At 66.0% G+C, this 24,804-nt stretch carries 25 protein-coding genes and 1 tRNA gene; 11 read left to right on the top strand and 15 right to left on the bottom strand.

Annotation, left to right across the window (positions count from 1 at the left end):
* Positions 1-8 precede the first annotated feature (8 nt).
* The 6 genes from DND132_RS15080 to DND132_RS15055 all read right to left on the bottom strand — a co-directional run bounded on the left by DND132_RS15080 (position 9) and on the right by DND132_RS15055 (position 5,682).
* On the bottom strand, positions 9-1,088 hold the full coding sequence (locus DND132_RS15080; RefSeq protein WP_014323623.1) for a hydrogenase large subunit: 1,080 nt from the start codon (positions 1,086-1,088) through the stop codon (positions 9-11).
* Positions 1,089-1,097: 9 nt separating this feature from the next.
* Entirely contained in the window at positions 1,098-1,466 is a 369-nt protein-coding gene (locus tag DND132_RS15075) for an NADH-quinone oxidoreductase subunit C (RefSeq protein WP_014323622.1), read from the bottom strand.
* An 18-nt stretch (positions 1,467-1,484) separates the two neighbouring features.
* Positions 1,485-1,928, bottom strand: coding sequence for an NADH-quinone oxidoreductase subunit B family protein (locus DND132_RS15070; protein ID WP_014323621.1), 444 nt, complete (start codon positions 1,926-1,928; stop codon positions 1,485-1,487).
* Positions 1,929-1,931: 3 nt separating this feature from the next.
* Positions 1,932-2,780 carry a respiratory chain complex I subunit 1 family protein gene (locus tag DND132_RS15065; protein ID WP_014323620.1) on the bottom strand — a complete coding sequence of 283 codons (849 nt, stop codon included), beginning with the start codon at positions 2,778-2,780 and terminating at the stop codon, positions 1,932-1,934.
* The gene (locus tag DND132_RS15060) at positions 2,780-4,681 is read right to left on the bottom strand and encodes an NADH-quinone oxidoreductase subunit 5 family protein (RefSeq protein ID WP_014323619.1); all 1,902 of its coding nucleotides are present in this window, start codon (positions 4,679-4,681) and stop codon (positions 2,780-2,782) included. Before DND132_RS15060 ends, DND132_RS15065 begins: the two co-directional genes overlap by 1 nt.
* Before the next feature lie 323 nt (positions 4,682-5,004).
* Entirely contained in the window at positions 5,005-5,682 is a 678-nt protein-coding gene (locus DND132_RS15055; protein ID WP_014323618.1) for a phosphoadenosine phosphosulfate reductase family protein, read from the bottom strand.
* Positions 5,683-5,736: 54 nt separating this feature from the next.
* Here DND132_RS15055 and DND132_RS15050 point away from each other — a divergent pair, with 54 nt between their 5' ends.
* From DND132_RS15050 to DND132_RS18605, 5 genes are all read left to right on the top strand, one after another.
* Complete coding sequence (locus DND132_RS15050) at positions 5,737-6,168, top strand: pyridoxamine 5'-phosphate oxidase family protein (RefSeq protein WP_014323617.1); 432 nt, start codon at positions 5,737-5,739, stop codon at positions 6,166-6,168.
* A 52-nt stretch (positions 6,169-6,220) separates the two neighbouring features.
* Positions 6,221-6,297: transfer RNA gene (locus DND132_RS15045), tRNA-Arg, on the top strand.
* 130 nt (positions 6,298-6,427) lie between these two features.
* Positions 6,428-7,408: a 2-hydroxyacid dehydrogenase gene (locus tag DND132_RS15040; RefSeq protein ID WP_014323616.1), complete on the top strand. Its 981-nt coding sequence runs from the start codon at positions 6,428-6,430 to the stop codon at positions 7,406-7,408.
* Between the two features lie 43 nt (positions 7,409-7,451).
* Entirely contained in the window at positions 7,452-8,081 is a 630-nt protein-coding gene (locus DND132_RS17840; RefSeq protein ID WP_014323615.1) for a phosphatase PAP2 family protein, read from the top strand.
* A gap of 154 nt (positions 8,082-8,235) precedes the next feature.
* Positions 8,236-8,397, top strand: a complete 162-nt coding sequence (locus tag DND132_RS18605) for a hypothetical protein (RefSeq protein ID WP_190275289.1) — start codon at positions 8,236-8,238, stop codon at positions 8,395-8,397.
* 89 nt (positions 8,398-8,486) lie between these two features.
* On the opposite strand, the gene DND132_RS15030 is transcribed toward DND132_RS18605, so the two are convergent.
* The 5 genes from DND132_RS15030 to DND132_RS15010 form a co-directional block, all read right to left on the bottom strand.
* Positions 8,487-10,253, bottom strand: a complete 1,767-nt coding sequence (locus DND132_RS15030) for a M14/M99 family metallopeptidase (RefSeq protein ID WP_014323613.1) — start codon at positions 10,251-10,253, stop codon at positions 8,487-8,489.
* A complete protein-coding gene (locus tag DND132_RS15025; protein WP_014323612.1) occupies positions 10,204-10,911 on the bottom strand; it encodes a hypothetical protein in 708 nt (235 codons plus the stop codon). Before DND132_RS15025 ends, DND132_RS15030 begins: the two co-directional genes overlap by 50 nt.
* Positions 10,908-12,167: a L,D-transpeptidase family protein gene (locus DND132_RS15020; RefSeq protein WP_014323611.1), complete on the bottom strand. Its 1,260-nt coding sequence runs from the start codon at positions 12,165-12,167 to the stop codon at positions 10,908-10,910. Before DND132_RS15020 ends, DND132_RS15025 begins: the two co-directional genes overlap by 4 nt.
* A gap of 165 nt (positions 12,168-12,332) precedes the next feature.
* Complete coding sequence (gene purB, locus DND132_RS15015; protein ID WP_014323610.1) at positions 12,333-13,631, bottom strand: adenylosuccinate lyase; 1,299 nt, start codon at positions 13,629-13,631, stop codon at positions 12,333-12,335.
* A 126-nt stretch (positions 13,632-13,757) separates the two neighbouring features.
* Positions 13,758-14,069, bottom strand: coding sequence for an FmdB family zinc ribbon protein (locus DND132_RS15010; protein WP_014323609.1), 312 nt, complete (start codon positions 14,067-14,069; stop codon positions 13,758-13,760).
* A 423-nt stretch (positions 14,070-14,492) separates the two neighbouring features.
* Between DND132_RS15010 and DND132_RS15005 the strand changes: the two genes are divergently transcribed.
* Entirely contained in the window at positions 14,493-14,996 is a 504-nt protein-coding gene (locus tag DND132_RS15005) for a hypothetical protein (protein ID WP_014323607.1), read from the top strand.
* A gap of 74 nt (positions 14,997-15,070) precedes the next feature.
* Here the strand turns inward: DND132_RS15005 and DND132_RS18375 are convergent, their stop codons facing one another.
* Entirely contained in the window at positions 15,071-15,316 is a 246-nt protein-coding gene (locus tag DND132_RS18375; protein ID WP_014323606.1) for a hypothetical protein, read from the bottom strand.
* Between the two features lie 184 nt (positions 15,317-15,500).
* On the bottom strand, positions 15,501-16,097 hold the full coding sequence (locus tag DND132_RS15000) for a hypothetical protein (RefSeq protein ID WP_014323605.1): 597 nt from the start codon (positions 16,095-16,097) through the stop codon (positions 15,501-15,503).
* A gap of 177 nt (positions 16,098-16,274) precedes the next feature.
* Between DND132_RS15000 and DND132_RS14995 the strand changes: the two genes are divergently transcribed.
* The 5 genes from DND132_RS14995 to DND132_RS14975 all read left to right on the top strand — a co-directional run bounded on the left by DND132_RS14995 (position 16,275) and on the right by DND132_RS14975 (position 22,358).
* Positions 16,275-16,547: an acylphosphatase gene (locus tag DND132_RS14995; protein ID WP_014323604.1), complete on the top strand. Its 273-nt coding sequence runs from the start codon at positions 16,275-16,277 to the stop codon at positions 16,545-16,547.
* A gap of 295 nt (positions 16,548-16,842) precedes the next feature.
* Positions 16,843-18,258 (top strand): HAMP domain-containing sensor histidine kinase, encoded by a 1,416-nt coding sequence (locus tag DND132_RS14990; RefSeq protein ID WP_014323603.1) that lies wholly within the window; start codon positions 16,843-16,845, stop codon positions 18,256-18,258.
* Between the two features lie 12 nt (positions 18,259-18,270).
* Positions 18,271-19,674, top strand: coding sequence for a sigma-54-dependent transcriptional regulator (locus DND132_RS14985; protein WP_014323602.1), 1,404 nt, complete (start codon positions 18,271-18,273; stop codon positions 19,672-19,674).
* 114 nt (positions 19,675-19,788) lie between these two features.
* Entirely contained in the window at positions 19,789-20,742 is a 954-nt protein-coding gene (locus DND132_RS14980; RefSeq protein WP_014323601.1) for a chemotaxis protein, read from the top strand.
* 26 nt (positions 20,743-20,768) lie between these two features.
* Positions 20,769-22,358 carry a DUF885 family protein gene (locus tag DND132_RS14975; RefSeq protein ID WP_014323600.1) on the top strand — a complete coding sequence of 530 codons (1,590 nt, stop codon included), beginning with the start codon at positions 20,769-20,771 and terminating at the stop codon, positions 22,356-22,358.
* A gap of 19 nt (positions 22,359-22,377) precedes the next feature.
* Here DND132_RS14975 and DND132_RS14970 read toward each other — a convergent pair whose 3' ends face one another.
* Together DND132_RS14970 and DND132_RS14965 are read right to left on the bottom strand one after the other, a co-directional pair.
* The gene (locus DND132_RS14970) at positions 22,378-24,117 is read right to left on the bottom strand and encodes an HD-GYP domain-containing protein (protein WP_014323599.1); all 1,740 of its coding nucleotides are present in this window, start codon (positions 24,115-24,117) and stop codon (positions 22,378-22,380) included.
* A gap of 31 nt (positions 24,118-24,148) precedes the next feature.
* Entirely contained in the window at positions 24,149-24,529 is a 381-nt protein-coding gene (locus DND132_RS14965) for a response regulator transcription factor (RefSeq protein WP_014323598.1), read from the bottom strand.
* Positions 24,530-24,804 lie beyond the last annotated feature (275 nt).

The following is a 24,804-nucleotide window of genomic DNA, read 5'->3' as shown; positions in this document are numbered from 1 at the left end:
CGGTCCTCCTAGCGTTCGGTGCAGCTGATGCACGGGTCGATGGACAGCACGATGACCGGCACGTCGGCCAGCTCGCACTCCGGCAGCATGGCCAGGAGCGGCGGGATGTTGGCGAACGTGGGCGTGCGGATGCGCAGCCGGTCCAGGTTCTTTGTGCCGTTGCCCCGGATGTAGTAGACGCACTCGCCGCGCGGCTGCTCCACCCGGTGGTAGACCTCGCCCTCGGGCGGGTTGCCCTTGACCTTCACGGCCAGCTCGCCCTCGGGCAGCTTGGCGATGGCCTGGCGGACCAGGTCGATGGACTGGAGCACTTCGCGGAAGCGGACCATGCCGCGCGCCCAGCTGTCGCCCGAGGTCTCGACCACGGGTTCGAAGTCCAGGAACGAGTAGCCGCCGTAGCCGAGCATGCGCATGTCCTGGGCCACGCCCGAGCCGCGCAGTGTCGGTCCGGCAGCGCCCAGCTCCCAGGCCTGCTCCTTGGTCATCACGCCGATGCCCACGGTGCGGGCCCTGACCGTGTACTCGTTCATCAGGGTGTCCTGGATGGCCTTGACCTCCTTCTCCACGATGTCGATCTCGGACAGTATCCAGCGGATCTGCTCCGGGGAGAGGTCGGTGCGCACGCCGCCGATGACGTTGACGGACACGATGACGCGCGAGCCGGTGGTGGCCTCGTTGATGTCCATGATCCGCTCGCGGATCTTCCAGAACTGCATGAACAGGGCCTCGAAGCCGAAGGCGTCGGCGAACAGGCCCAGCCAGAGCAGGTGGGAGTGGGCACGGTGCAGCTCGCTCCAGATAACGCGCAGCAGCTTGGCCCGGTCCGTGACCTCGATGCCCATGAGCTCCTCGATGCACTCGGAGTAGCAGGTGCCGTGGATCATGGAGCAGATGCCGCAGACACGCTCGCAGACGTTGATCATCTGGTTGAAGTCGCGGATTTCGCACAGTTTTTCCAGGCCGCGATGGACGTAGCCCAGGGCCGGGATGGCCTCCTTGACGATCTCGTCCTCGACCTTGAGGGTCAGGTGGACCGGTTCGGGCAGGACGGGATGCTGCGGGCCGAAGGGAATTACGGTAGTTGCCATTTCAGCCCCCTATGCCTTGGGCCCGATCTTGACGTTGGAGGCCAGGGGAACCTGGGTCACCTCCGGGTCAAGCAGGAGCGTGCGGTTGAAGTCGAGGACCAGGCCGTCGAACTTGACGTTCCACTGGTCGCGTATTTCGTTTTCCACCAGCAGGGCGGCGAAGTAGACGCCGGACACGCTCGGGATGGGCTTGTCCATGTCGGCGACAAGCCGCAGGTGGGTGGTTTCCAGGTTCTTGTCGAAGTGGTAGAGGATGCCGATCTGCTCCTCCCCCGCCCGGTAGGTGGAGAAGGTGACCAGCCTCTGCCCGTCGTTCTTCATGTTCATGACCTCGCCGACCACGTTGTCGAGGGTCACGTCGATTATCTTGCCTTGCATTGTTTACCTCGCGTGAAGCTACTTGGCTTCTTCCACTTTCTGGGCGAACTTGGCCAGTCCGGCCACGACGCCGTCGATGATGGCCTCGGGCTTGGCCGGACAGCCGGGGACGTAGACGTCCACGGGGATGACCTTGTCCACGCCGCCCACGACGTTGTAGGCCTCGCGGAAGATTCCGCCGGTGTTGCCGCAGGAGCCGATGGCGATGACCGCCTTGGGCTCGGGCATCTGGTCGTACAGGTTCTTGAGCACCTTCTTGTTCCGGTGGTTGACCGTGCCGGTGACCAGGAGGACGTCGGCGTGCTTCGGGTTGCCCACATGGACGATGCCGAACCGCTCCACGTCGTACAGGGGGGTCAGGCAGGCCAGAACCTCGATATCGCAGCCGTTGCAGCTACCGCAGTCGAAATGCATGATCCACGGTGACTTGGCGCGAGATTTCTTGATGAATGATCCGAACATGATTTACCCCGCATACAGCCAGATGAGGTTAACGACCGCCAGTCCCATGCCGATCAGCCAGACGCGCTTGAGCATCCAGCGCCAGGTCATGCGGGCCATGGTGTTGTCCACCAGGATTTCGAGCAGGTAGGTGGCCGCCACCAGCAGGACCATCCAGGCCACGTTGGTGTGCCAGAAGAGCGCGCACAGGCCGAGCACCAGGATGGTCTCGTACCAGTGGGCGACCTCGATCAGGCCGAGGTAGGGGCCGGAGTACTCGGTGAGCACGCCCTTGACCAGTTCCTGATGGCCGTGGTGGGAGGTGGCGAAGTCGAACGGCGACTTCATGAGCTTGATGGTCAGGGCGAAGCCGAGCGCCAGGTACAGCAGCGGCATCTTGGCCAGAAGCGGCGTGTCCATGGCCCAGACGGACTGGATGGAGAAGCTGCCGGTGACCATGTAGAAGCCGACGAAGACCAGGACGAGCACCGGCTCGTAGGCCAGCATCTGCATCAGCTCGCGCTGCGCGCCCACCTGCGAGTACGGGGACTTGGCCGACAGGGCGCCCATGACCAGGAAGACCGAGCCGATGGCCTGCACGAAGAAGATCAGCAGCAGGTCGCCCTGGGCGAAGAACAGGGCCACGGACACGGCCGCGCCGATGAGGTACACCCAGGCGCAGAGAATCTGCCACTGGTTGACGACCATCTTCTCCTTGCCGAAGAGCTTGGCCACGTCATAGAAGGCCTGCGTGATCGGAGGACCCTGCCGGGACTGGAGCCAGGCGGTGATCCGACGGTCCAGACCGGCGATCAGGCCGCCGAGCAGCGGCGCGCACACGAGTCCGATGATGACGAGAATGAGTGTTTGCATCAGAGCGCCCCTCCCAGCATGAGGACGATCAGCGCGACCGCCAGTGCGTTGAAGATGGGCGTGAGCTTGGCTTCAGCGAACAGCTCGCCCAGGTACAGGTTGCCGGAGGAGAACGGCACGTCGCCGTTCATGGGACCGACGTAGGTGCCGTCCGCCGAGGGGGAGTTCACCCCGCTCAGGTAGGGCGGCATGATCTTCACGTGGCGGTAGCCCGAGGCGGCCTTGACCGCGTAGAGCAGCCCCAGGCCCAGGGCCAGGAACAGCGGCACGACCACGAAGGTGCCGTGGGCCGATTCCAGGGAGCCGAAACCGACCACGAACGGCGCGGATCCGATCCAGGGGGCCAGCAGGGAGTTGTAGATCCACGGCGAGGCCAGGGACAGGACCACCGCGCCCAGGCACAGGGTCAGGAGCGGCAGCCGGGTCAGCAGGGGCTGGGACTCGGTCTTGGCCCCCGGCTCGCGGGTGCCCATCATGGAACCGGCCCAGCGGGCCAGGTACACGACCATCAGGGCCGAGCCCAGGGCGAGCATGATGACGATGAAGATGTTGCTGTCGGCCGAGGCCTCGATGGCCATCCACTTGCCGAGCAGCACGCCGAACGGCGGCAGCATCATGGTCAGGATGCCGATGATGGTGATCAGCGCCGTGCGGGGGTTGGTGCCGTACAGGCCGCGCATGTCCTCGATGTCCCTGGAGCCGATGGCCTGCTCGATGGTGCCGACGCACAGGAAGAGCAGGGACTTGGAGATGGCGTGGAAGAGGATGAGGATCAGGGCCGCGGTCAGGGCCAGCGGGGTGTTGATGCCCGCGCAGCAGATGATCAGGCCGAGGTTGGCCACCGTGGAGTAGGCCAGGATCTTCTTGCCGTTGGACTGTCCCACGCCGAGGGCGGAGCAGGCCAGGAAGGTGAACGCGCCGCAAACGGCCACGCCCGTGGACAGGAAGGTGCCCGCGAACATCGGGGCGAACCTGAGGACCACGAACACGCCCGCCTTGACCATGGTCGAGGAATGCAGCAGCGCGGAGACCGGGGTCGGGGCGACCATGGCCCCGAGCAGCCAGGACTGGAACGGGACCTGGGCGGCCTTGGTGAACCCGGCCAGGCAGAGGAAGGCCAGCCCGGTGAGCAGGGCCGCGTCGGTGGAACCCAGCGCCAGCATGGCGCTGATGTTCAGGGTCCCGGCCTTGCCGTAGACCAGCATCATGCCGATGACGAAGGCCAGCCCGCCCAGGGCGTTCATCCACAGGGCGCGGACCGCGTTCCTCGTGGCGATCTCGGTGGCGTCGTGGCCGATGAGCATGAACGAACAGAAGGTCGTCACTTCGAAGAAGAAGTACATCCACAGGATGTTGTTGGACAGGACCAGGCCGTTCATGGCCCCCAGGAACAGGACCATGTAGAAGAAGAACCTCGGCTGGCGCGACTTCTTGAGGTGCAGGTGCGCCTCGTGTTCCTTCATGTAGGGAATGGCGAAGATGCAGATGATCGAGCCGACGATGGAGATGACCAGGACCATGATCAGGGAAAGCTGGTCCCCTGCCAGGGCCGGGACCGCCTCATGGCCGACCATGACCGACTCGAACCAGGCGAGCAGCACCACCTGGGCCAGGGTGAACCCCTGGATGAGCACGCTCTTGTGTTTGTAACCGTAGAAGTAGATGACACCCAGCAGGGCGAAATCCAGGACCGTGACCAGGAAATCGCTGCCGATGCCCAGGAATGAGCCGACCTCGATCGGCGCAAACGTCCCCTGCGCGAGCAGCCCCAACGCCGCAAGCGTCAGGATGCCTCCGGTGGCGAGCACGGTCAGCTTCCGCACGGCCTCGGACCGGACGAAATAGCAGACCACCGCCGCCGCCACCGGCAGCAGGATGAGAAGCACTAACAGATTTGACATGAAGACCTCGTTTCAGAAGATGAAGAACGAGTACAGCAGGCACCTGGCAGACGGTTCACCTCCAACCGAAAACCAGTGCGTTTGCACTTACCCTTAGCCTAGTAAACAATTGTCCATAGGAAAAGTTGACTCCCAGGTCAAGGCCCAAACTCGACATTTTATTCTTTCTTTGAAATGTCATAACCATATGTATTCACATATTAAAATTAGACAATGACGTTTTTGGAGAAATTACCCAGAAGGCGGCGGGGAATATGCCGGGCAACGGGCCGTGATCCGCTGGGCGGGGCCTCCGGCCCGTTCGGGCGCAAGGCGGTTTCCGATCAGAAATAGCCCAGGCCGGTCAGGGCGGACAGGACCGCTTCCTTGTCCCTGGAGCGGCCGGACCGCTCGCCCCCCGCTCCGTCCGGGAGCGTGGTGCAGGGGCGGCAGCCCAGGGAGCGGTAGCCCTGGTCGTAGAGTTCGCAATGGGGCAGGTCGAAGCGGGCGTGGAAGGCCCAGATGTCGGTCTCCGTCCAGTCCAGCAGGGGATTGACCAGGATGTGCGGCGGGTCGTCGCGTTCCTCCAGCTCCAGCCGTCCGACGCGGTCCGGGTGCTCATCCCGGCGGATGCCGGTCAGGAGGAAGTCGGCGGCGGTCTCCCGCACGGCCCGCTTGAGCGGCAGGACCTTGAGGTCGCGGCAGCAGGTCAGCGGGTCCCGGGCCAGGGGGTAGCCAGCCAGCGGAACCTCGGGCCGGGCGATGAACAGGTCCACGCCCCACTCCGCCGCGATCCGGTCGCGGAAGGCCAGGACCTCCGGGAACTTGCAGCCCGTGTCCAGGTTGATGGCCCGCACCGGCCCGGCCCCGGCCTGGCCGAGCAACGCCTTCCACAGGAACAGGACCACGGTGGAGTCCTTGCCCCCGGTCCAGGCCACGCGGACGCGGACCGGATCGCACCGGCCGAGCAGGCCGGTCAGCAGGGCTTCGCTGTGCAGGATATTTTCTTCGAGGGTGGGCATGACACGGTATCCATTATAATGGCGGACCTCCTGAAGTTGCCGTAGGGAAACTCCATGAGCAAGGAAAAAATGCACCTCATCGACGACCTGATCACCGGAGAAGAGACCTGCGTGCTGGCCACCACGGACGGCGTGCGGCTCCACTGTTCCCTCATGCGCTTCTTCGCGGACCATGCGGCCATGAAATTCTATTTCCTGTCGCCCGCGTCCTCGCAGAAAAACCGCAACATGCGGGAGCACCCCCACGTCTGCCTGATGATCGACCGGCGGGACCAGGACCTCGCCCTGTCCATCCAGGGGGTCTATTCACCCATCCGGAAGCGCCAGACAGCGGAGGCCATCACCCGCCTCTTCCTTATGAAATTCCCGCAGATGGCGGAGCTGGCGGCAAACCCGGACGTGGAGCTCATCCGCGTGGACGGGCGGTCCGCCACCCTGTCCGGCGGCCCGGAGGACAATTTCACCACCAAACTGAAAAATTCCTGAAAAAAGCCCTTGACGCCCCGGACGCTTGGGCATAAATAGTCACTTCCTTAGCGCGCCCGTGGCTCAGCTGGATAGAGCATTCGGCTACGAACCGAAAGATCGCACGTTCGAATCGTGCCGGGCGCACCACGAAAGTGAAACCCCCTGGAGGCCTTGCCCACAGGGGGTTTTTCACGTCCTTTCACCCGCCCGTCGACTCCCGCCCATTGACTCCGCGGCCAGAGGACCGCATGCTGCGGAAAACACCAAGGAGAGCGCAATGGCCAGACCCAAGGTATACATCACCCGGGAGATTCCCCGTGCGGGCATCGACCTGCTCCGGCAGGCGGCCGACGTGGAGGTCAACACCGAAGACCGGCCCGTGACCCGCGAGGAACTCTTCGAGCGCATCGCGGACTGCCAGGGCGTCATCGGTCTACTCACCGAGCGCATCGACGCCGCCTTTTTCGACGCCGCCCCCGGGCTCAAGGGGTACGCCAACTACGCCGTGGGCTTCGACAACATCGACGTGCCCGAGGCCACCCGGCGCAAACTTCCCGTGTCCAACACCCCGGATGTCCTGACCAACGCCACGGCCGAGTGCGCCTGGGCCCTGCTCCTGGCCGTGGCCCGGCGGGTGGTCGAATCGGACGCGGTCATGCGCTCGGGCGACTGGCCCGGCTGGGGTCCCATGCAGTTCATCGGCGGAGACGTGAGCGGCAAGACGCTGGGCATCGTCGGCGCGGGCCGCATCGGCACGGCCATGGCCCGCATGAGCCGGGGCTTCGACATGCCGGTCCTGTACACCAGCTCCTCGGGCCGCCGGAACGCGGTCCTGGACGCCGAGCTGAACGCCCGGCTGGTCCCCTTCGAGGAGCTGCTGGAGCAGTCGGACTTCATCTCCCTGCACACCCCCCTGACCCCCTCCACCCGGCACCTGTTCGGGGCCGAGGCCTTCCGGCGCATGAAGCGGACCGCCTACCTCGTCAACACGGCGCGCGGCCCGGTCATCGACGAGCAGGCCCTGCTCGCGGCCCTCAGGGCGGGCGAGATCGCGGGCGCGGGGCTCGACGTGTACGAACACGAACCCGCCCTGACCCCCGGCCTGGCCGAACTGACCAACGTGGTTCTGCTGCCGCACATAGGCTCGGGCACGGCCTCGGCGCGCACGGACATGTCCGTGCTGGCCGCCCGCAACCTGCTGGCCATGCTCGAGGGCAAAAAACCCGAGACCTGCCTCAACCCCGAAATCTACGACTAGGCCGCCCGCGCGACCCGACGCACGCCCTGAAAGGAACCCGACCATGCGCACCCTCCTGACCCGCACCGGCCTCATCGCCCTGGCCACCGGACTGCTCATCGTGATCTGCTACCTGTTCGTGGACCGGCCCGTGGCCGAGGCCGCCCTGACCCTGCGCGACACGGTCTGGCACAAGGGGGCCGGGCTCCTGTCCCAGGCGGCCAACGAATTTTTCTTCAACGTCCTGGCCGCCGCGATGCTCCTGGCCGGGGCCGTGGACCGGCTGGCCAACGGGCCCTCGGCCCGCGCGCGCAACCTGCTCTATGTCAGCCTGTCCGTGGCCTCCGCCATGCTGGTGGGCGACGTGCTCAAGGAACTCTTCGGCCGGGCCCGGCCGCCCCTGCTCTTCACCAAGCAGGTGTACGGCTTCTTCCCCATGGCCGGGGACTACATGCACTGTTCCTTCCCCTCGGGCCACACCCTGCGCATCTTCTCGTCCATGACCGCCCTGGGGCTGGTCCTGCCCAGGCTGCGCACGCCCGCCCTGGCCCTGGCCGTGATCGTGGGCATAAGCCGCGTCCTGGCCCTGAAGCACTACCCCTCGGACGTGCTCTTCGGCGCGTTCATCGGCGTAACCGCCGCGGTCTGGGGCTGGCGGCTCCTGCATCCCACGGACGGCCGTGCCACGGATTAGACTTCCCTCAACCCACCGAAATAAAGGGTTTTCTCCAACAGGGAACTGTGCTAACGGGCTGTCCATGAAGTGTTTGAGCTGTGGGGCGATCCTCCGCCCGCAAGACCATCAGTGCCGCCGTTGCGGCCGGGCCGTGCAGCGCCCCGGCGATGCCGTGGCCCGAAAGATGACCCTCCCGCCGCGCGTGGCCGTGACCTGCGGGACCCTTCTGCTGGCCGTGGCCGCCGTGCTGTTCCTGTACGGAGCGGGCGCGTTCGCGGCCGTGCTCCTCTGCCTGGGCGCGCCCCTGGTCCTCGTCGGCCTGCTCATGGGCTGACCACGCCGCCGGCCCCCACGCGACAAGCCCCCGTCCGGACGATTCCGGACGGGGGCTTGTCGCGTGGGGCCGGACGCCGTCGGCGCGTCCTAGCGCAGGCCGGGGGTCTCCCGGCTGGCCAGGCCGCCAGCGGTGAAGGTCATGGTCCCGATGTCCCCGAAGGTCGTGGCTTGGCGCACGGTCAGCTCGAGCGGACGGCTGTACTCCACGGTGAAGGACTGGCCCTCGTCGATGGGCCTGTCTCCTGCCGTGGCCAGCAGCTTGTCGTCCGGGCCGTTGCTCCAGGCGGACTCGAACACGTACTCGCCCTCGGGCAGGCGATAGCTGCCGCCCGCGATGAAGGGCACGAGCAGATTCTGGCCGTGCCGGTCGCCCAGCCGCAGGGCCAGGACCGTGCGCGGTCGGATGTCCACGTAGAAATTCGCCTCGGGCGCGCCGGGCGTCTCGCGGGCCACCCGGAAACGGGTCGCGCCGGGCCGGTCGGACGCGAGGGCGTACTTGGCCATGAAATTGTCCGGGTCCAGGATGATCTCCCAGCCCAGGTCCTGGCCGTTGTTGGCCCAGGGGATGGCCACGAACCCCTTGAGATTGATGACCTCCTTGAGGTCGCTGCCCCACATGCCCTCCAGGATGAGCTGATCGCCGAGCACCGCGTGCAGGGTCTCGCCGTCGCGCACGAAGACCGGGTTGCCGTTGAGCCAGCAGACGAACACCGGGGTGTCGTCGCCGGGCGCGCTCGGCAGCTTGCCGGTCCAGCGGACCTTGGCCTCGGCCACCTTGCGCCCGTCCGAGCGCAGCTCCAGCTCCGAGAACGGCTCCAGGACCATGCGCCGGGCGCTGATCAGGTTCACGCCGGGCCGGTCCGAGGCGAACAGGGCCAGTTCCGGGGAAAACTCGCTCGACCCCGAGGACACGGGCTTCACGGCCAGGGTCGTGCCCGGGGCCAGGTTGATGACCCCGTCGCGGCCGAGCGTGCGGCCGTTGACCTGGACCTCCACCCCGGTGCGGGCATAGGCCTGGACGTCTTCGTCCGTGAACTCCGGCGGGGTCAGCTCCACGCCCAGCCGGTGCAGGAGCATGCGCGTGGCGGTCAGCTGCTGGCGGACCTTCCAGCCGATCTGGGTGATGGACTTGGAGACCTCCACGGCCATGGCCGGGATGTTGTGCTCGGCCAGGGCGTAGCAGGTCAGGGACTTGCGCATCTCCGGGTAGCTGGTCCCCTGGTCGAAGGTCCGGGTGTTGAACAGCTTGAACTTGTAGTCGCTGGCGTCGATGTTGTCGTTCAGCTCGTCCAGCACCGAGTTGACGGTCCGGGCCAGGTCGATCTTGTTGTAGACCAGGGTATCCACGATGATGGACTGGCCGTACCGCTTGGGGTTGCGCAGGTTGTCCACGTAGGTCGGGTTGTAGAAGCCGCTGCCCTCGTGCAGGTGGATGAAGGCGTCCGCCTGGTTGAGCAGGAAACGGATGACCCTGGCCACGCGGTCCTCGTAGAAGCGGTTGTAGTTCTGGTCGAAGCGCCGGTTCATGTCCACGTTGATCTGCCGCTTGCACAGGTTGATGGACGGCACGTTGGCGCGCGGCAGGACGATCAGGTTGCCGCGCAGGACCGTGGACCGGGAGAGGAGCTGGGCCGTGATGTATCCCGAGGACTCGTCGCCCTGGATGCCGCCCTGGACCATGACCGTGGGGCCGGGCTGTTCGCCCTGGAGGTAGGTGACCTTGAGGGGATATTGGGTGCCCGCGAAAAAGGAATGCTCCCACGACCCGGCCGGGGCGGTGGAGGCGAAGACGAGAAGGATCAGGCTAGGAAGCCAGAATGTGATAGAAGGGATACGTTTCGGCAAAAATGACATCGCCATCCTTTCCCTTGATCTCAAGACGCAGCCCGAACAGGTCCTTGCGCTCCATGCCCTCGGGCAGGAGGAAGGTGGTCTGGATGCGCTTGAAGCGTTGGATCTGGAACGACAGGTCGTCCTTGTTGGTCTCGGCGTCCTCGACCGCGCCGCTCTTGGTCAGGTAGATGAAATCCGCCTGACCCGCCATGGACTTGGAGGCCTGGAGATTGTTCAGCTCGAAGGAGACGGTCAGCTTGCGGCCCGACAGCTTGGCCTGCATGTTCTCGACCCCCACCTGGCGGGTGTCGGTGCGGGTGAAGATCGTGTTCAGGTTGACCTCTTCGCGCGGCTGGGGCTGCTCGGCCTCGGTGGTGGCCGCCGACAGCAGGGACTGCAGCTCCGCCGGGTCGTAGGACTCCAGGATCTTCTCCATGTTGCCCAGCCGCTCCAGGCGGACCTCGGCATCCACCAGCCTCTGCTCCAGCCCTTTTTTCTCCGACTGGAGGGCGGCGTTGATCCTGAACCCGCGCACGCCCATGTAAATGCCGCCCGCCGCGCAGAGCAGGAGGAATATCTGGCTGAAGACGAACATCTTCAACCAGAACGGGCTGAGACGGTACCGGGTCACGTCCCGGTCGTCGCGCATGAAGAGCACGCTGTACTTGGAATCGCTCATCTCATCCGTCTCCACTGCTCGCTGTCGATTTTCCAGGTATCGCCTTCGGGTACCAGGATCAGGGTCTTGCGCCCCCTGTCCCCATAGCCGCTGGCGTCGGCGTACACCTGGTCAAAGGCCACCTTGAGCCCCTTGGGATGCAAAGCGACTTTCAGATCATCAACCTCCAAGGTAACAGGAGGTTTCTCCTCCCACAACGTCTTTTTGTATTCGGCGATGCGGGTCGCGCCCCGCCGGTCCCCTTGCTCGGCGTCGGGCTCGTAGAATTTCTCGTAGGCGGCCACGTCCCCGGCGAGCCATGCGCGGCGCCACTTCTCGACCACCTCGCGGGCCTCCCCGGTCTTGGCGGCCAGGTACTGGGCGTCCAGCGGCTCCGAGGCCGGGACGTACTCGCGCCCGGCGATGCGCCAGTCGCCCTGTTCGTCCTGCACCCAGTAGAACCGCTTGCCCGTGGTCGAGGCCATGCCCTGGGTGCGGTAGTACTGGTCGAACCAGGTCACCCAGTAGCCGGGGCCGGGCACGGCCCGGACGTTGCCGACCATGACCTGAATCCAGGGCTGGGAGGCGAAGATGTTGCGCTTGTTCTCCTCGAACCCCTCGAAGTCGAGGCCCTCGGACTGTTCGAGCAGCGGGCCGTCGTAGTAGGAAAAGAATTTCTCGTCCTTGGCGCCCCAGTCGCGGGCCCAGGCCTCGAGGGTCTTGGCCAGGGTCAGGGCCGTGACCTCGCTCTCGCCAGGCTCCGGGGACCAGTTGACGTCGTCGGCGATGACCACCGGGGTGCCGTAGGCCGCGTCCAGGGCCACGTCCTTCATGTCCGGGACCTTCAGGGCCACGCAGCCGAGGGTGTCGCGCGGCAGGAAGGTCTTGCCCCGGCCGTGCAGCCAGATGCCGGACCCGGTCTTGCCCTTGATGCGGTCGATGGGGTTGGGATAATTGAGGGAATAGGCGATGTTGCCGTACAGGTCCCAGTCCAGCGTGCGGTTGATGCGGTGGCCCACGAAATAGACGCCCACCGGGGTGCGCATGTCGCCTTCCACGGCCTTGTCGCCCATGGACTGGCCCGTGGTGCAGGGGAAGCGGCGCACCTCGTGCAGGGGCGACTGCTGTTCGAGGACGATCAGTTCCTGCGCTTCCTTGTCCACGGCGATGATCCGCTTCGGCCCGTAGGAATGGGACGAAAGCAGCGGCGCCCAGCCCCCGGCCACGGCCGTGGTCGCGGACAAGACGAGTGTCAGGACGAAGAAGGCTACCCGCATCTGATGTTACTACCGCTCCTGCGTTACCCCGAACCGGGCCGCGCGTTTCCCCGGCGAGCCCCGTCTCCCGGCGGCCGCAAAGGCCTGCTGGGCGAACACGGCGTCGCGCGTCGGCCCCGCTGCCGTTCCCCGGATCATGAAGACCGCGATCCGGGTCCGGTCATCCTATTTTCCTTGGAAGACGCGCTCGAAGATCACGTCCTCATACCGTTTGTAATACGAAGGGTCAAAAGCTTCGTCAAGTTCGTTAGAATCGAGATGTTTGTGCACTTCCGGGTCGTTACGGATCTCGTCCTCGAACTGGACGCGGTTCTCCCAGCAGCGCATGGCCACCTTCTGGACCATCTCGTAGGCCTCCTGGCGCTTGAGCCCGGTGTCGATGAGCTTGTTCAAAACCCGCTGGGAGTAGAACAGGCCGAAGGAACTCAGCAGGTTGCGCTCGATGACGTCCTCCTTGACCACCAGCCGCTCAAGCACGCCCGCCATGCGGTGGAGCATGTAGTCCATGAGCGCGGTGGAGTCCGGCATGATGACCCGCTCCACCGAGGAGTGGGAGATGTCGCGCTCGTGCCACAGGGCCTGGTTCTCCATGGCCGCCAGGGAGTTGGAGCGGATGACCCTGGACAGGCCGCAGAGGTTTTCGGCCGAGATGGGGTTCTTCTTGTGGGGCATGGCCGAGGAGCCCTTCTGGCCCTTGGTGAACCCCTCCTCCACCTCGGAGACCTCGGTGCGCTGCAGGTGCCTGAGCTCCAGGCCGATCCGTTCGATGCCCCCGGCCAGCATGGCCAGGGCGGTGAAAAACTGGGCGTAGCGGTCGCGCTGCACGATCTGGGTGGAGTGCGGGTCCGGGGTCAGGCCGAGGAAGGCGCAGGTGCGCTCCTCCAGTTCGGGCCCGGAGTGGGCGAAGGTGCCCACCGCGCCGGACAGCTTGCCCACGCGGATGTTCTCGCGGGCCGCGTCGAAGCGCGCCTTGTGGCGGGTGAACTCGGCGTAGAACCCGGTGAACTTCAGGCCGTAGGTGGTCGGCTCGGCGTGGATGCCGTGGGTCCGGCCCATGCACAGCAGCCCCTTGTGCTTGTAGGCCAGCCCCTTGAGGACCTCGAGCATGCGGTCGATGCCCTGACTGATGATGTCGCCCGCCCGGGTCAGGAGCAGTCCGTTGGCCGTGTCCACGATGTCCGAGGAGGTGCAGCCCAGGTGGATGAAGCGGGAACTCGGTCCGACCTTCTCCTCCACGGCAGACAGGAAGGCGATGACGTCGTGCTTGGTGGTCTCCTCGATCTCCAGGATGCGGTCCACGTCGAAGTCGGCCTTCTCATGAATCTCGTCGCAGGCGGCCTGCGGGACCCTGCCCATGGCGGTCCAGGCCCGGACCACAGCCAATTCCACTTCCAGCCAGACCCGGAACTTGTTTTCCAGGGTCCACAACGCCCGCATCTCGGGACGGGAATACCGTTCAAGCATCGTCTTGTTCTCTCCGTGTTAGGGTGCTCGGCCGCGCGAACGGCATACTATGGCAACGGCGGCGCAAAAACTCAAGGGCCGCGAGCCCATAAAAAAAGGCAGCGTGATGCTGCCTTTGACGCGTGCCTAGGACGCGGAACCCGCGCTGGACGTGTCCGCCTTGGCGGGGCAGGCCGGAGCCTTCTCGGGCTTGGCCTTGGATTCGGAGCCCGCGTTGTCCGAGGGCGCCTGCGCTTCGCCGGGCTTGTTCCCGGCGCTGTGTCCGCCATAGCCGTCGGCGAACCAGCCGCCCCCCTTCAGGTGGAAGGAAGAGTGGGAAATAAGCTTCTTGGATTCGCCGCCGCACTCCGGGCAGCGCATTTCGTGTTCCTCGAATCCGGACTGCCACTCCTCGAAAACGGCGTGGCAGGATTGGCATTGATACTCGTAGATGGGCATGACTGAAAACGTTCCTTCGACGGCAAAGGCGAATGTTGTTGCGCCTCATGCGGGGCGCGGGTGAACCCCGGAGCCGCACCCAAGGTGCGGCCCGGCGAAAATCCGTGCGCCGACGCGCGGCGCACGTGCGCGGCCGGTTAGGCCTTGGCTTCTGCCTTGGCTTCCCGGATGCGGGCCTTGATGGCCTTCTGGCGGCGATGACGCTTGCGGTCCAATTCCTTCATGCGTTCGTGCTTCTTGTGGCGTGCCATGTCTGTCTCCTTGATATTACGGCCCGGTGCGGGCTTTTCTGTCTTGCGAGCCGCACTTCATATAACAACTGCCTCCGCTTTGTCTACCCCCGTCGCGCCCGATTTCCCCTTGACTCGAAACGGTATGATGTCCATATTCCCGACTCCAAGCAAACCACCAGAGGGAAATGCCATGCTCAGAAGCGTCAGCGTGAAGAATGCCATCAGGGATGCCGTTGAAATCTTCCAGTTCGACCAGTGGATCCGGTTCTACTTCGCGGTCGAGAAGGACGGCCAGTTGCGCATCGAGATCCCCGAGGAGCGCATGCTCGAGATCGAGAAGAGCCACCCGGTCCTGCACCGCTTCGCGGACCTGGTCAACGACGCCCCCCTGGACTACAAGCGCTCCCAGGACAACGTCTGCTCCTTCGTGGCCGCGCGCCTGGACGGCGAGAAGTACGAACCCACGGTCCTGCCCCAGGTCTTCGACGACGCCAAGTTCAAGGTGGAGATGTACCTCTTCAACGTCTGGCTGAAGATGCACGAGCCGCACCTGGACGAGGGATACATGGACTTCGACGGCTGGATGGAGATGTACGAGGGCTGGAACTCCCTGGACGAGGTCAAGGAGTATCGGACCAAGCTCATGGAGAGCGGCGCCGACCCCCAGATCCCGGCCTGCGGCACAGCCCAGTAGCCCGCCCCCGCGGCGCGCAAAAAGCCCCCGGAACCAGGCGGTTCCGGGGGCTTTTTGCGTGGTCCGGGGGGGACTCAGCGCTTCTTGGACGGACGCTGCTGCGGGTCCTGCTCCACGCCGGTGACCTTGCCGCCCTTGCCCTTGATGATGACCGTGGACGGTTTCTTCTCCTCCTCCTGCCGACTCTTCGCGTTGCCGTTGCGGCCGTCTTCCTGTTTGGAGGCCACGAGCCAAGAACCCGGCGGGAAGCGGACATCCGCCGCCCATGCCGGAGAGAGCATCACGAGAGTGAGGACTGTTGCCAATAGGATCTTCTTCACTCGGGCCTCCTGACCTGCTCGAAGCAAAGGACGTGCCGCGCAGAAAATCCAATGATTCCGCATAGCCGACCCTGCCCGCGCAATGCGTGCGCACCCAAAAGTGCGCACCGGGAACCATCCGTTCCCATCGGCCCGATGGTATCCGGCCCGGTGCGGCCAGTCAACGGTCCGGCCAAAGGGCCGGTCAGTAGCGCAACCGGTCGTCCAGGTAGAGCGAGAGCACGGCCTTGTCCACTGTCTGCCGGGCCTCCCGGTCCGCCGGGTCCACGAAGGCCGTGAAGGCCAGCATGCCCTTGCGGGTGTAGACGATGTAGGCCAGGCTGACCACGGTCGTGCCGTTCCCGGCCACCTCGGTCTCGATGCGCAGGGTCTTCTTGTCCGGGAAATAGTCCGCGCCCTTGAAGACCGTCACCGGGTCGCCCGGCAGCCGGACCCGCTCGCGCAGGGAACGGGTCAGGGAACGGACCAGGAACCGGTTGAAATTGGAGATGTCGGCGTCGAGCATCCGACGGCCGGGCTTGACCTCCACCAGCAGCCGGCACGCCCGTCCGCCGTGCGGATCAACGTAGCCCGCCCGCCAGTCGGGGGCCGCGCCCTGCACCGGACTGGTCCCGCAGGTCCGCTCGAAGGCGTCCAGCGAATCCGGCGTGGCCTCGGTCCAACTTTTGGGCAGCCAGATTGTGTAGCCCATGTCGGCATTGTAATAGGGCAACGAAGCCCAGACCGGGGCGGAAAAGACGATCATCGCGATGAAGGCGACGAGAAAAAACAACGCGCGCATGGGGGAATTCCTCCGCTTCACGAATGCGAAGCGCTCAGAGCAGGACAAGACCATACACCAGACCGCCTGCCCAGGCAACCGTAAAGGAGGCCAATTTCTGCCCCGGTCCCCTTTTCACTTCATCGGTTTTGCCCTATATATTATTTGTGAGCGGAAACACGAAATCGGAGGTTCATCATGCTGAGTTACACTTGTGTCGTTGAAGGCAAGGTCACGGGCGGCAATTTTCAGTCATGGGTCCAGGACTTGGCCCAGCAGCTCGGACTGAAGGGCTGGGTCCGCAACATCGCCGACCACAAGGCCGAAATCCTGATCCAGGGAGACGCCGAGAAGTTCGCCGCTTTCCGCGAACACCTCAAGAACGAGGCCCCCATCGTGGACAAGAAGAACATCACCTGCGGCTCCCTCGACCACGACAAGACTTACGACGTCTTCTCGATCCGGGGCTGATCCAGCCGCCCCGGACAGACCGGCCTGCCCGCCGCGCCCCCCGGCGTGACGGGCGGGATTTTTTTGGGAGACCGCGCTGTTGTCCGGCGACAGGGGAAAGCACGTTTGCATGCCGCTGCGCGGCGATGTCGGATGATTTCGCCTCTGGCGGGCAAGGGTTCCCACCCCTGCGTGCCATGCATGCGCCCGCGGCGCGGTTGGCGGGAGCCTTGCAGCGGTTTTCCGGTTCTTTTGCGAGGAGGACGCCCTCCTTCCCTGTTTGCCCTGCCCCGGAGAATGCATTAAGAGTCATGCCATGCCCGAGGCCCGCCACCTGAACATCGCCACCAAGCTGACCATCTGGGCCTGCGCCCTGATCGCGGTCTTTTTCGCCACCTCGGCCTACCTCTTCCACCAGGTGCGCAGCGACGCCGACATCGCCAGCCGCATGGTCACCGAGAACCACGACCTGGACTCGGCCATCCAGCGCATGCTCGAACGCCTCTACAACGTCCAGAACAACATCCGGCGCTACCGCATCCTGGGCGGCGACCAGGCCGCCGTGGGCTTCATCGTCGAGGACCTGACCCGGTTCGGCGAAATCCTCAACGAGACCATCAAAAAGCATCCGCGCTACGCCGACGAGTGGAAGGACCTGACCGCCGAGTACCAGATCACCCTGGACCCGGCCAACTCGCCGGGCGACAACCTGGCCCCGGACGCGACCGTCCGCGACTGGACCGACATCCTGGAACAGTCCCTGCTGGACAACCAGGCCGACATGGAGTCGCGCCTGACCCTGCTCCGCGACGCGGGCCGCCACGCCGCGGACGTGGGCATGTACGGACTGATCTTCTGCCTGGTCGTGGGCGTGGGCGGCAGCCTGCTCCTGGCCTGGACCCTGAACCGCTCCCTGAGCGAGGTCCGCCGGGGCATCCGCGACCTGGGCACCGGGGCCACCCCCAGGGACGTGCGCATCCTGTCGCGCGACGAGCTGGGCGAACTGGCCCTGGCCTTCAACGCCATGGCCGCCCGCCTGCGCCGCGAGGAGCGCATGCGCGCCGACTTCGTGGCCATGCTCTCCCACGAGATCCGCACCCCCCTGACCTCGGTGCGCGAGGCCGTGGACCTCGTCGGCTCCGGGACCTTCGGCGAGGTCAACGAAAAGCAAAAGCGGTTCCTGGACATCGCCGGGCAGGAGTCCGAGCGCCTCTCCGACCTGCTCACCCGGCTGCTCTCGGTCTCGCGCATGGAGGCCGAGGAACTGCACCTGAACCCGGAGCGCGTGGACGTGGCCGGGCTCGTCGAGTCCACCGTGGAGCGGCTCGTGCCCACGGCCCGCGCCGCCTCGGTGACCCTGGAATCCGAGGTTGAGCCGGGGCTGGCCGTGCGGGCCGACCCCGCGCACGTCCGACAGGTGCTGACCAACCTGGCGGGCAACGGCGTCAAGTTCTCGGAGCGCGGGGGCACGGTCCGGCTGATCGCCGAGCGCAGCGGCCGGGAGGTCCTGTTCAGCGTGGCCGACGACGGGCCGGGCATCCCCGTGGACGAGCAGGAGCGCATCTTTCTCAAGTACTACCGCGAGCCCGGCGTGCGGGACAGCATCGACGGGGCCGGGCTGGGCCTGGCCATCGCCCGGCGCATTGTCCTGGCCCACGACGGGCGCATCTGGGTCGAGAGCGAACCGGGCCGGGGCGCGACCTTCCGCTTCACCCTGCCCGCCATTTCCTGACGAGGACGGACCATGACGAAACCGGACATTCCGACCATCCTGGTGGTGGACGACGACGAGAACATCCTGCAGGTGCTCGAGGCGCGCCTGCTCTCGGCGGGGTTGAGCCCGCTGCTGGCCGACCGGGCCGAAACCGCGCTCGAGATGCTGGCCGACGAGTCCGTGGACCTGATCATCTCCGACGTGAAGATGCCCGGCATGGGCGGCGGGGGCCTGCTCCGCGAGGTCATGGAGCACTGGCCGCACATCCCGGTCATCATGCTCACGGCCCACGGGACCATCCCGGACGCCGTGGGCTCCATCCAGGCCGGGGCCGTGGACTACCTGACCAAGCCCTTCGACGGCAAGGAACTGGTCCGCCGGGTGCGCACCCGGCTTGAGGCGCGAGGCGAAACGGTCCTCCCCGGAGCCGCCGCCCCCGCGCCGGCCGCAAAGCCCGCGACGCCGACCGCCCCGACCGCCCCGGCCGCGAAATCCGCCGGCCCGCGCGGCCTGATCGGGGGCGAGGCCCCGGCCATGGCCCGCTTCCTGGAACGCCTGGAACGGGTGGCCCGGTCCACGGCCACGGTCCTGCTCTTCGGCGAGTCGGGCACGGGCAAGGAGATGGCCGCGCGTATCCTGCACGAGGAGAGCCCTCGCTCCGGCGGCCCCTTCGTGGTGGTGGACTGCGGCTCCACCCAGCCCACCCTGCTCGAAAGCGAACTCTTCGGCCACCTCAAGGGGTCCTTCACCCACGCGGTCAAGGACAAGAAGGGGCTCATCGAGGAGGCCGACGGCGGGACCCTGTTCCTGGACGAGATAGGCAACATCTCCCCGGACATGCAGGCCCGGCTGCTGCGCTTCCTCCAGGAGGGGACCATCCGCCGGGTGGGCGACACCCGCGAGCGGGCCGTGTCCTGCCGGGTCGTGGCCGCCACCAACGCGGACCTGCCCGGAATGGTCGCGGACGGGACCTTCCGCGAGGACCTCTACTACCGCCTCAAGGTGGTCACCCTGACCATCCCCCCCCTGCGCGAGCGGCGAGAGGACCTTCCGGCCCTGGTGGACGGGCTCCTCGACCGGCTCTGCGCCCGCCAGGGGAGGCCCCGCGTCCGCATCAGCCCCGAGGCCATGCGGCTGATCGAGGCGCACCCCTGGCCCGGCAACGTCCGGGAGCTGGAGAACGCCCTGGAGGCGGCCCTGGTCTTCTGCCCCGGCGAGGTCATCGAGCCCGGCGACCTCCAGTTGGAGGCCCCGCCCGAGGGGTCCCCGGCCGCGACCGGCTCCAGCCTGTCCCTGGAGGACAACGAGCGCGAGACCATCGTCCGCGCCCTGGAGGCCGCGAATGGGGTCAAGAAGGACGCCGCCGACCGGTTGGGCATCAGCCGCCGGGCCATCCACTACAAGATCAAAAAATACGGCATTGGCGAGGGATAGCGGGCATCCGGCCGCATTTTGCCGCATGTCCGGGGTTGCGCCCGGCAAACCCCTTGTATATGTTCAAGGTCACGATACCGTCGGGCCTGTAGCGGTCCGTGGAGAGACCAGTTCATGAGCGAAACCAAGATCCTGCTGGAGTCGGGCACCAACGAACTCGAGATCGTCGAATTCTACCTCGACGAATCCCGTCCGGGCGGCGACTACCGGGGCTATTACGGCATCAACGTGGCCAAGGTCCTGGAGATCATCCAGATGCCCGAGCTGACCGAGATGCCCGAGGCCTCGCACCCGGCCGTGCTCGGCGCCTTCAACCTGCGCAGCGAGATCATTCCCCTCATCGACCTGGCCGGATGGCTGCGCAAGAAGCGCACCGAAAAGGAGCCGCCCAAGGTCATCGTCACCGAGTTCAACCGGACCAAGAGCGCCTTCCTGGTCTCGGGCGTGACCCGCATCCACCGCATCGGCTGGCAGGAGGTGGAGGCCCCGAACAACTACGTTTCCTCCCTGACGGTCAACTCCATCACCGGCGTGGTCAAGATCGCCGGACGGATCACCTTCATCCTGGACATGGAAAAGATCTGCATGGACCTGAACCCCGGCGTCGAGCCTGACCTGGAACCGGCGGAAGCGGTCCGCGAGACCGTCGCCCACAGGAACTACCGGGTTCTCCTGGCCGATGACTCGACCATGGCGCGCAAGATGATCGCCAACATCCTGACCACGGCCGGGTTCAAGGTCCACGCCGAGGAAAACGGCGAGCTGGCCCTGCAATACCTGCTCAAGGCCAAGGCCCGGTCCCGGGCCGAGGGTATGCCCCTGGCCCACTACGTCAACCTGGTGGTCACCGACATCGAGATGCCCTCCATGGACGGCCACTCCCTGACCCGGCGCATCAAGGAGGACACCGACCTCAGGCACCTGCCGGTCATCCTCTGCTCCTCCATCATCACCGCGACCCTGCATCACAAGGGCATCGCCGTGGGCGCGGACGCCCAGATATCCAAGGCCGAACTGGGCGAACTCGCTCCCAGGGCCCTGAAACTGCTTGAAGCCCAGGCAGACTAGCCCGCTCCGCCGAGGCAAAGAACACCATGAAATCCGCTGTAGCCAAGAAGTTCTTCGCCTATCTGGCCAAGCACTATCCGGTCATGTGCGCCTCGGGCGCCTTCCCGCTCATGCCGCCCGTGACCGACGTCTCCAAGTGGCTGGACCGGCTGGACGACCTCTCGGGCCGGTCCATCCGCAGCCACGTGGCCGCCCTGGAGACCTTCCGCAAGAATTTTCTGGCCGAGGCGGACAAGGCCTCGGACCCGATGGACGAGGCCAGGGCCAGGGCGCTGGCCATGAACGCCAGCGGGGTCATCGCCGAGCTGGACGGCAGCCGCGCCTGGGAACACGCCCCGGAGCTGTATCTCCAGGTGGCCTTCACCGGCCTGGAGCAGGCCGCCGACCTGCCCGCCAAAAACGAGCGCGCCCGGCAGAAGCGGTTCATCAGCCGCCTCAAGGCCATCCCCGCCCTGCTGACCCACGCCACCGAGAACATCGAGGCCGCCAGCACGGCCAGCCGGGCCGCCTCCCAGACCATGATCCGCGAGTGCGCCCGCTACCTGACCGAGCTGGGCGGGCAGGAGCTGGGCCGGACGGGCAAGGCCCCCCGCTTCCTGGCCGACGTCCTGACGGCCCTGCGCGAGTACGACCGCTTCGTCACCTCCCGGCCGGAAATTCCGGACCCGGACGGCCCGGATTTCCGCTACACGGCCGAGCGCGTCCTGGGGACCACCCGGTCCGTGGAGGAGCTGCGCGACCTGGCCGAGGCCGAGTACGAGGCCCGGCTGACCTCGCTGCATCGCCTCGAATCCGAGATCGGCGGCGGGTCCTGGCGCGAGCTGTACGAGGGCTACGAGGGGCCGCCCACCGACGGCCTGGCCCCCCTGGACCTGATCATCCGCGAGATTCACCGGCTGCGCGCCTTTGTCCTGGAAGGCCCCCTGGCGGGCGTGTTCGCGGACTCGGGCCTGCGCATCGACCCCCAGCCCCGGCACATGGCCTCCACCCTGCGGCCCATCCACCACGACCCCGTGCTCGGGGCCTGGGAGAACGAGCCGTCCCGCTGCTACGTCAACCCGCAGATATTTTCCGGCAACCGCTTCCGCGACACCCCGGCCCACCTGGCCCGCATGCGCCGCGAATTTCCCTTCCTGGCCGCGGCCCAGACCTATCCCGGCCGCCACCTGCTGGACTCCCAGCGCCGCGCCCTGGACGACCCGTGGCTCCGCCAGTCCACCAACCCCGTGTTCATGGCGGGCTGGCTGGCCTTCTCCGAGCATCTCCTGGACGAGCTGGGCTATCTGGAAACCGATCTGGACCGGCTGGTCCGCCACGCGCGCGGTCTCAGGCGGGCGGCCCTGGCCCGCATCGACACCGAGCTGGCCGTGGGCGGCCTGGATCAGGACCACTGCATGGACATCCTGGAACGGGCCGGGTTCTCCCACGAGGAGGGACTGGCCGAAGTGCGGCTCATCCGCACCGCGCCGGGCCACCGGACCATGCCCATCCTCGGCCTGCACGAATTGACCGAGCTGCGCCGCAAGTGGCAGCTGGACCTGCCGCTCTTCTGCAAGGCCCTGTTCGCCCAGGGGCAGCTGCCCCTGCCGGTCATCGCCGAGCGCCCGGTGCGCTGAACATCCGCCGATTGACGGGTCAGAGATTGGCCAGGTTGCCCAGGGCCGACAGGTGCGTGGCCCTGGTCACCTTGACCTGTTCGGAGAGGGACTCGATGTTCTCGATGTTCTTCAGGAAGAATGCCGTCAGTTCCGCGTCCAGCTTGCCCTCGTCCACCTCTTTCTGGAGGATCTTCATGGCCTCGCTGCGGGTGTAGGCGGGCTTGTAGTGGCGCTCCTGGGTGACCGCATCGTAGATGTCCACAATGGCCATCAGGCGGCTCTGGAGCAGGATTTCCTCGCCCTTGATCCCGTCGGGATAGCCCGAGCCGTCCATGCGCTCATGGTGCTGGCGGATGATGGTCAGAAGGTGACTGAAGTCGTCCTGCATGGGGATGTGCTGGAGGATGCGCTCGCTTTCGGCCGGGTGGCGCTGGATCTCCCGGCGCTCGTCCCTGGTCAGGTTGCCGTAGGCCAGGAGCAGATTTTCCAGCTCGTCGTCGTAGAGGTAGCGCAGGTCGGCCCCATTGCGGCGCATGACCCTGGTGCCCAGCTTGCGGACGTACTCCAGGTCGGCGGCCTCCGGGACCATGGCCCTGTTCACGTTGCACAGGCACTCGTAGGCCCGGCCCCAGTCGAAGTCGTCGAACTGGCCCAGGAGCTGGAACCGCGCCCGGACCACGTCCATGCGCCGCTCGGGCAGCCGGGTGCGCTTGGTCAGGACGTCCTCCTTGATGCCGATCTTGCCCACGTCGTGCAGGATGCCCGCGTAGTAGATCTCGCGCAACTCGTCGTCGTTGAACTGCCCGCCCCGGTAGCCTCCGGCCTCGTTCAGGGCGTGGGCGAAGGCCACGGCCAGATGGGCCACGCGCTCGGAATGACCCGCCGTGTACGGGTCCCGCGCGTCGATGGCCTCGGCCAGGGCCTGGAGGATGGCGCTCATGAGCTTCTGGACGCCCTCGAAGTTGAAGGCGTTGGACACCGAGATGCCCGCCACGGAGGCCAGGGTGGACAGGCTGCGCCGATGGGCGGCCTCGAAGACCCCGGTCTTGCGGGAGGCCAGGATAAGCAGCCCCTCGCACCGGTTGGGCGAGTTGATGGGGATGAGGATCATGGAGCCCAGGCCGGGCAACTCGTTGTCCCAGCGGTCCTCCTTGTCCAGGTCGTTGACGATCTCGCCCCGGCCGGAAACGGCCACCTCGTGGAACAGGTCGCTGTCCACCATGGGCTGGAGGTAGGTGCCGAAGGGAAAGCCGAACTGCACGGCCAGGCGGAAGACCTTGCGCGAGGGCTCCAGCAGGAAGATCATGCCCAGCTCGCCGGGATAGTTCTCCAGCCGGCACTCGTCGATGAGCGCGTTGACCACGTCGCGCATGTGCAGGGACGTGTTGATGTTCGGCACCGAGCGGTGGAACAGGGCCAGCTCGCGGTACTTGGCCAGGGCCTCCTCGGCGATGGACCGCCGGGCGCGCTCCATGTCCACCAGCTCCTGGATGGAATAGGCCGTGAAATCGAGGAGCCGGGCGCAGTCCACCCGCTCGTCGGGCTCGTCGCGGCGCATGAACAACCGGCCCGAATGGGACTCGTCGAAATGGATCGGAACGCTGATCTGTCCCGGCCCGTCCTCGCCGAAGGCGGCGGCCGGGGCCGAACCCTCCACGATGACCACCTCGCCCTCGAAACTGATGGCCAGGGAGCAGCCTCCCCCGGCCATCTCGGCGGCCTTGCGGAGCAGGTTCCGCAACACGCCGGGGCGTATGTATTTTTTTAGCGGTGTCATGCGGGAAAAATCGGCGCGGAAGCGGGCCGGGTTACAATTCGAGCAGCTCCTTGGAGACGCGCAGGATTTCGTCGGGGTCGAACGGCTTGGTCATGTACATCATGGCCCCCAGCTCCAGCCCCTGCTTGCGGTCCACTTCCTGGCCCTTGGCCGTGAGCAGGATGATCTTCACGTCCTGCAGGGCGGGGTCGTCCTTGATGATCCGGCAGACCTCGTAGCCGTTCATCTTGGGCATCATGATGTCGAGGAAAACGAGGTCGGGGCGCTTGCTCCGGATGAATTCCAGCCCCTCTTCGCCGTCCGAGGCGGTAAACAGGTCCACTTCGAACTCGTCCTCAAGCTCCTCGAGCGTCTGCTCGAGCAGCATTTTGATGTGGACCTCATCATCAACAATGAGGATCTTCTTGGCCATGGGTCATCTCCTTGGGAAAACCGGTTGAAAAAAAGGCTCCGAGCCCAATGGCACGACCATGCCACAAGAGGACGGGGTATCGCAATTGGAATAACGCCGCCAGCCGTCCGTCCCGGTCCAGGCGGCATGGCTTTCACCGGACCGTACCATGCCCGTCGCGCACCGGGAACAGGGTTATATTCCCGCTCCATTTCCTACGAAACGGGAGGGCCATCGGAATTTCCGGCGCCCCCCTTCCGGGCCGTCCGCGCCCTTGCCAAGGGCCACCATGTGCA

Source organism: Pseudodesulfovibrio mercurii (assembly GCF_000189295.2).
Taxonomy (GTDB): domain Bacteria; phylum Desulfobacterota; class Desulfovibrionia; order Desulfovibrionales; family Desulfovibrionaceae; genus Pseudodesulfovibrio; species Pseudodesulfovibrio mercurii.
The sequence above is the reverse complement of the archived record's forward strand: the minus strand, read 5'-3'. Positions and strand labels throughout refer to the sequence as shown.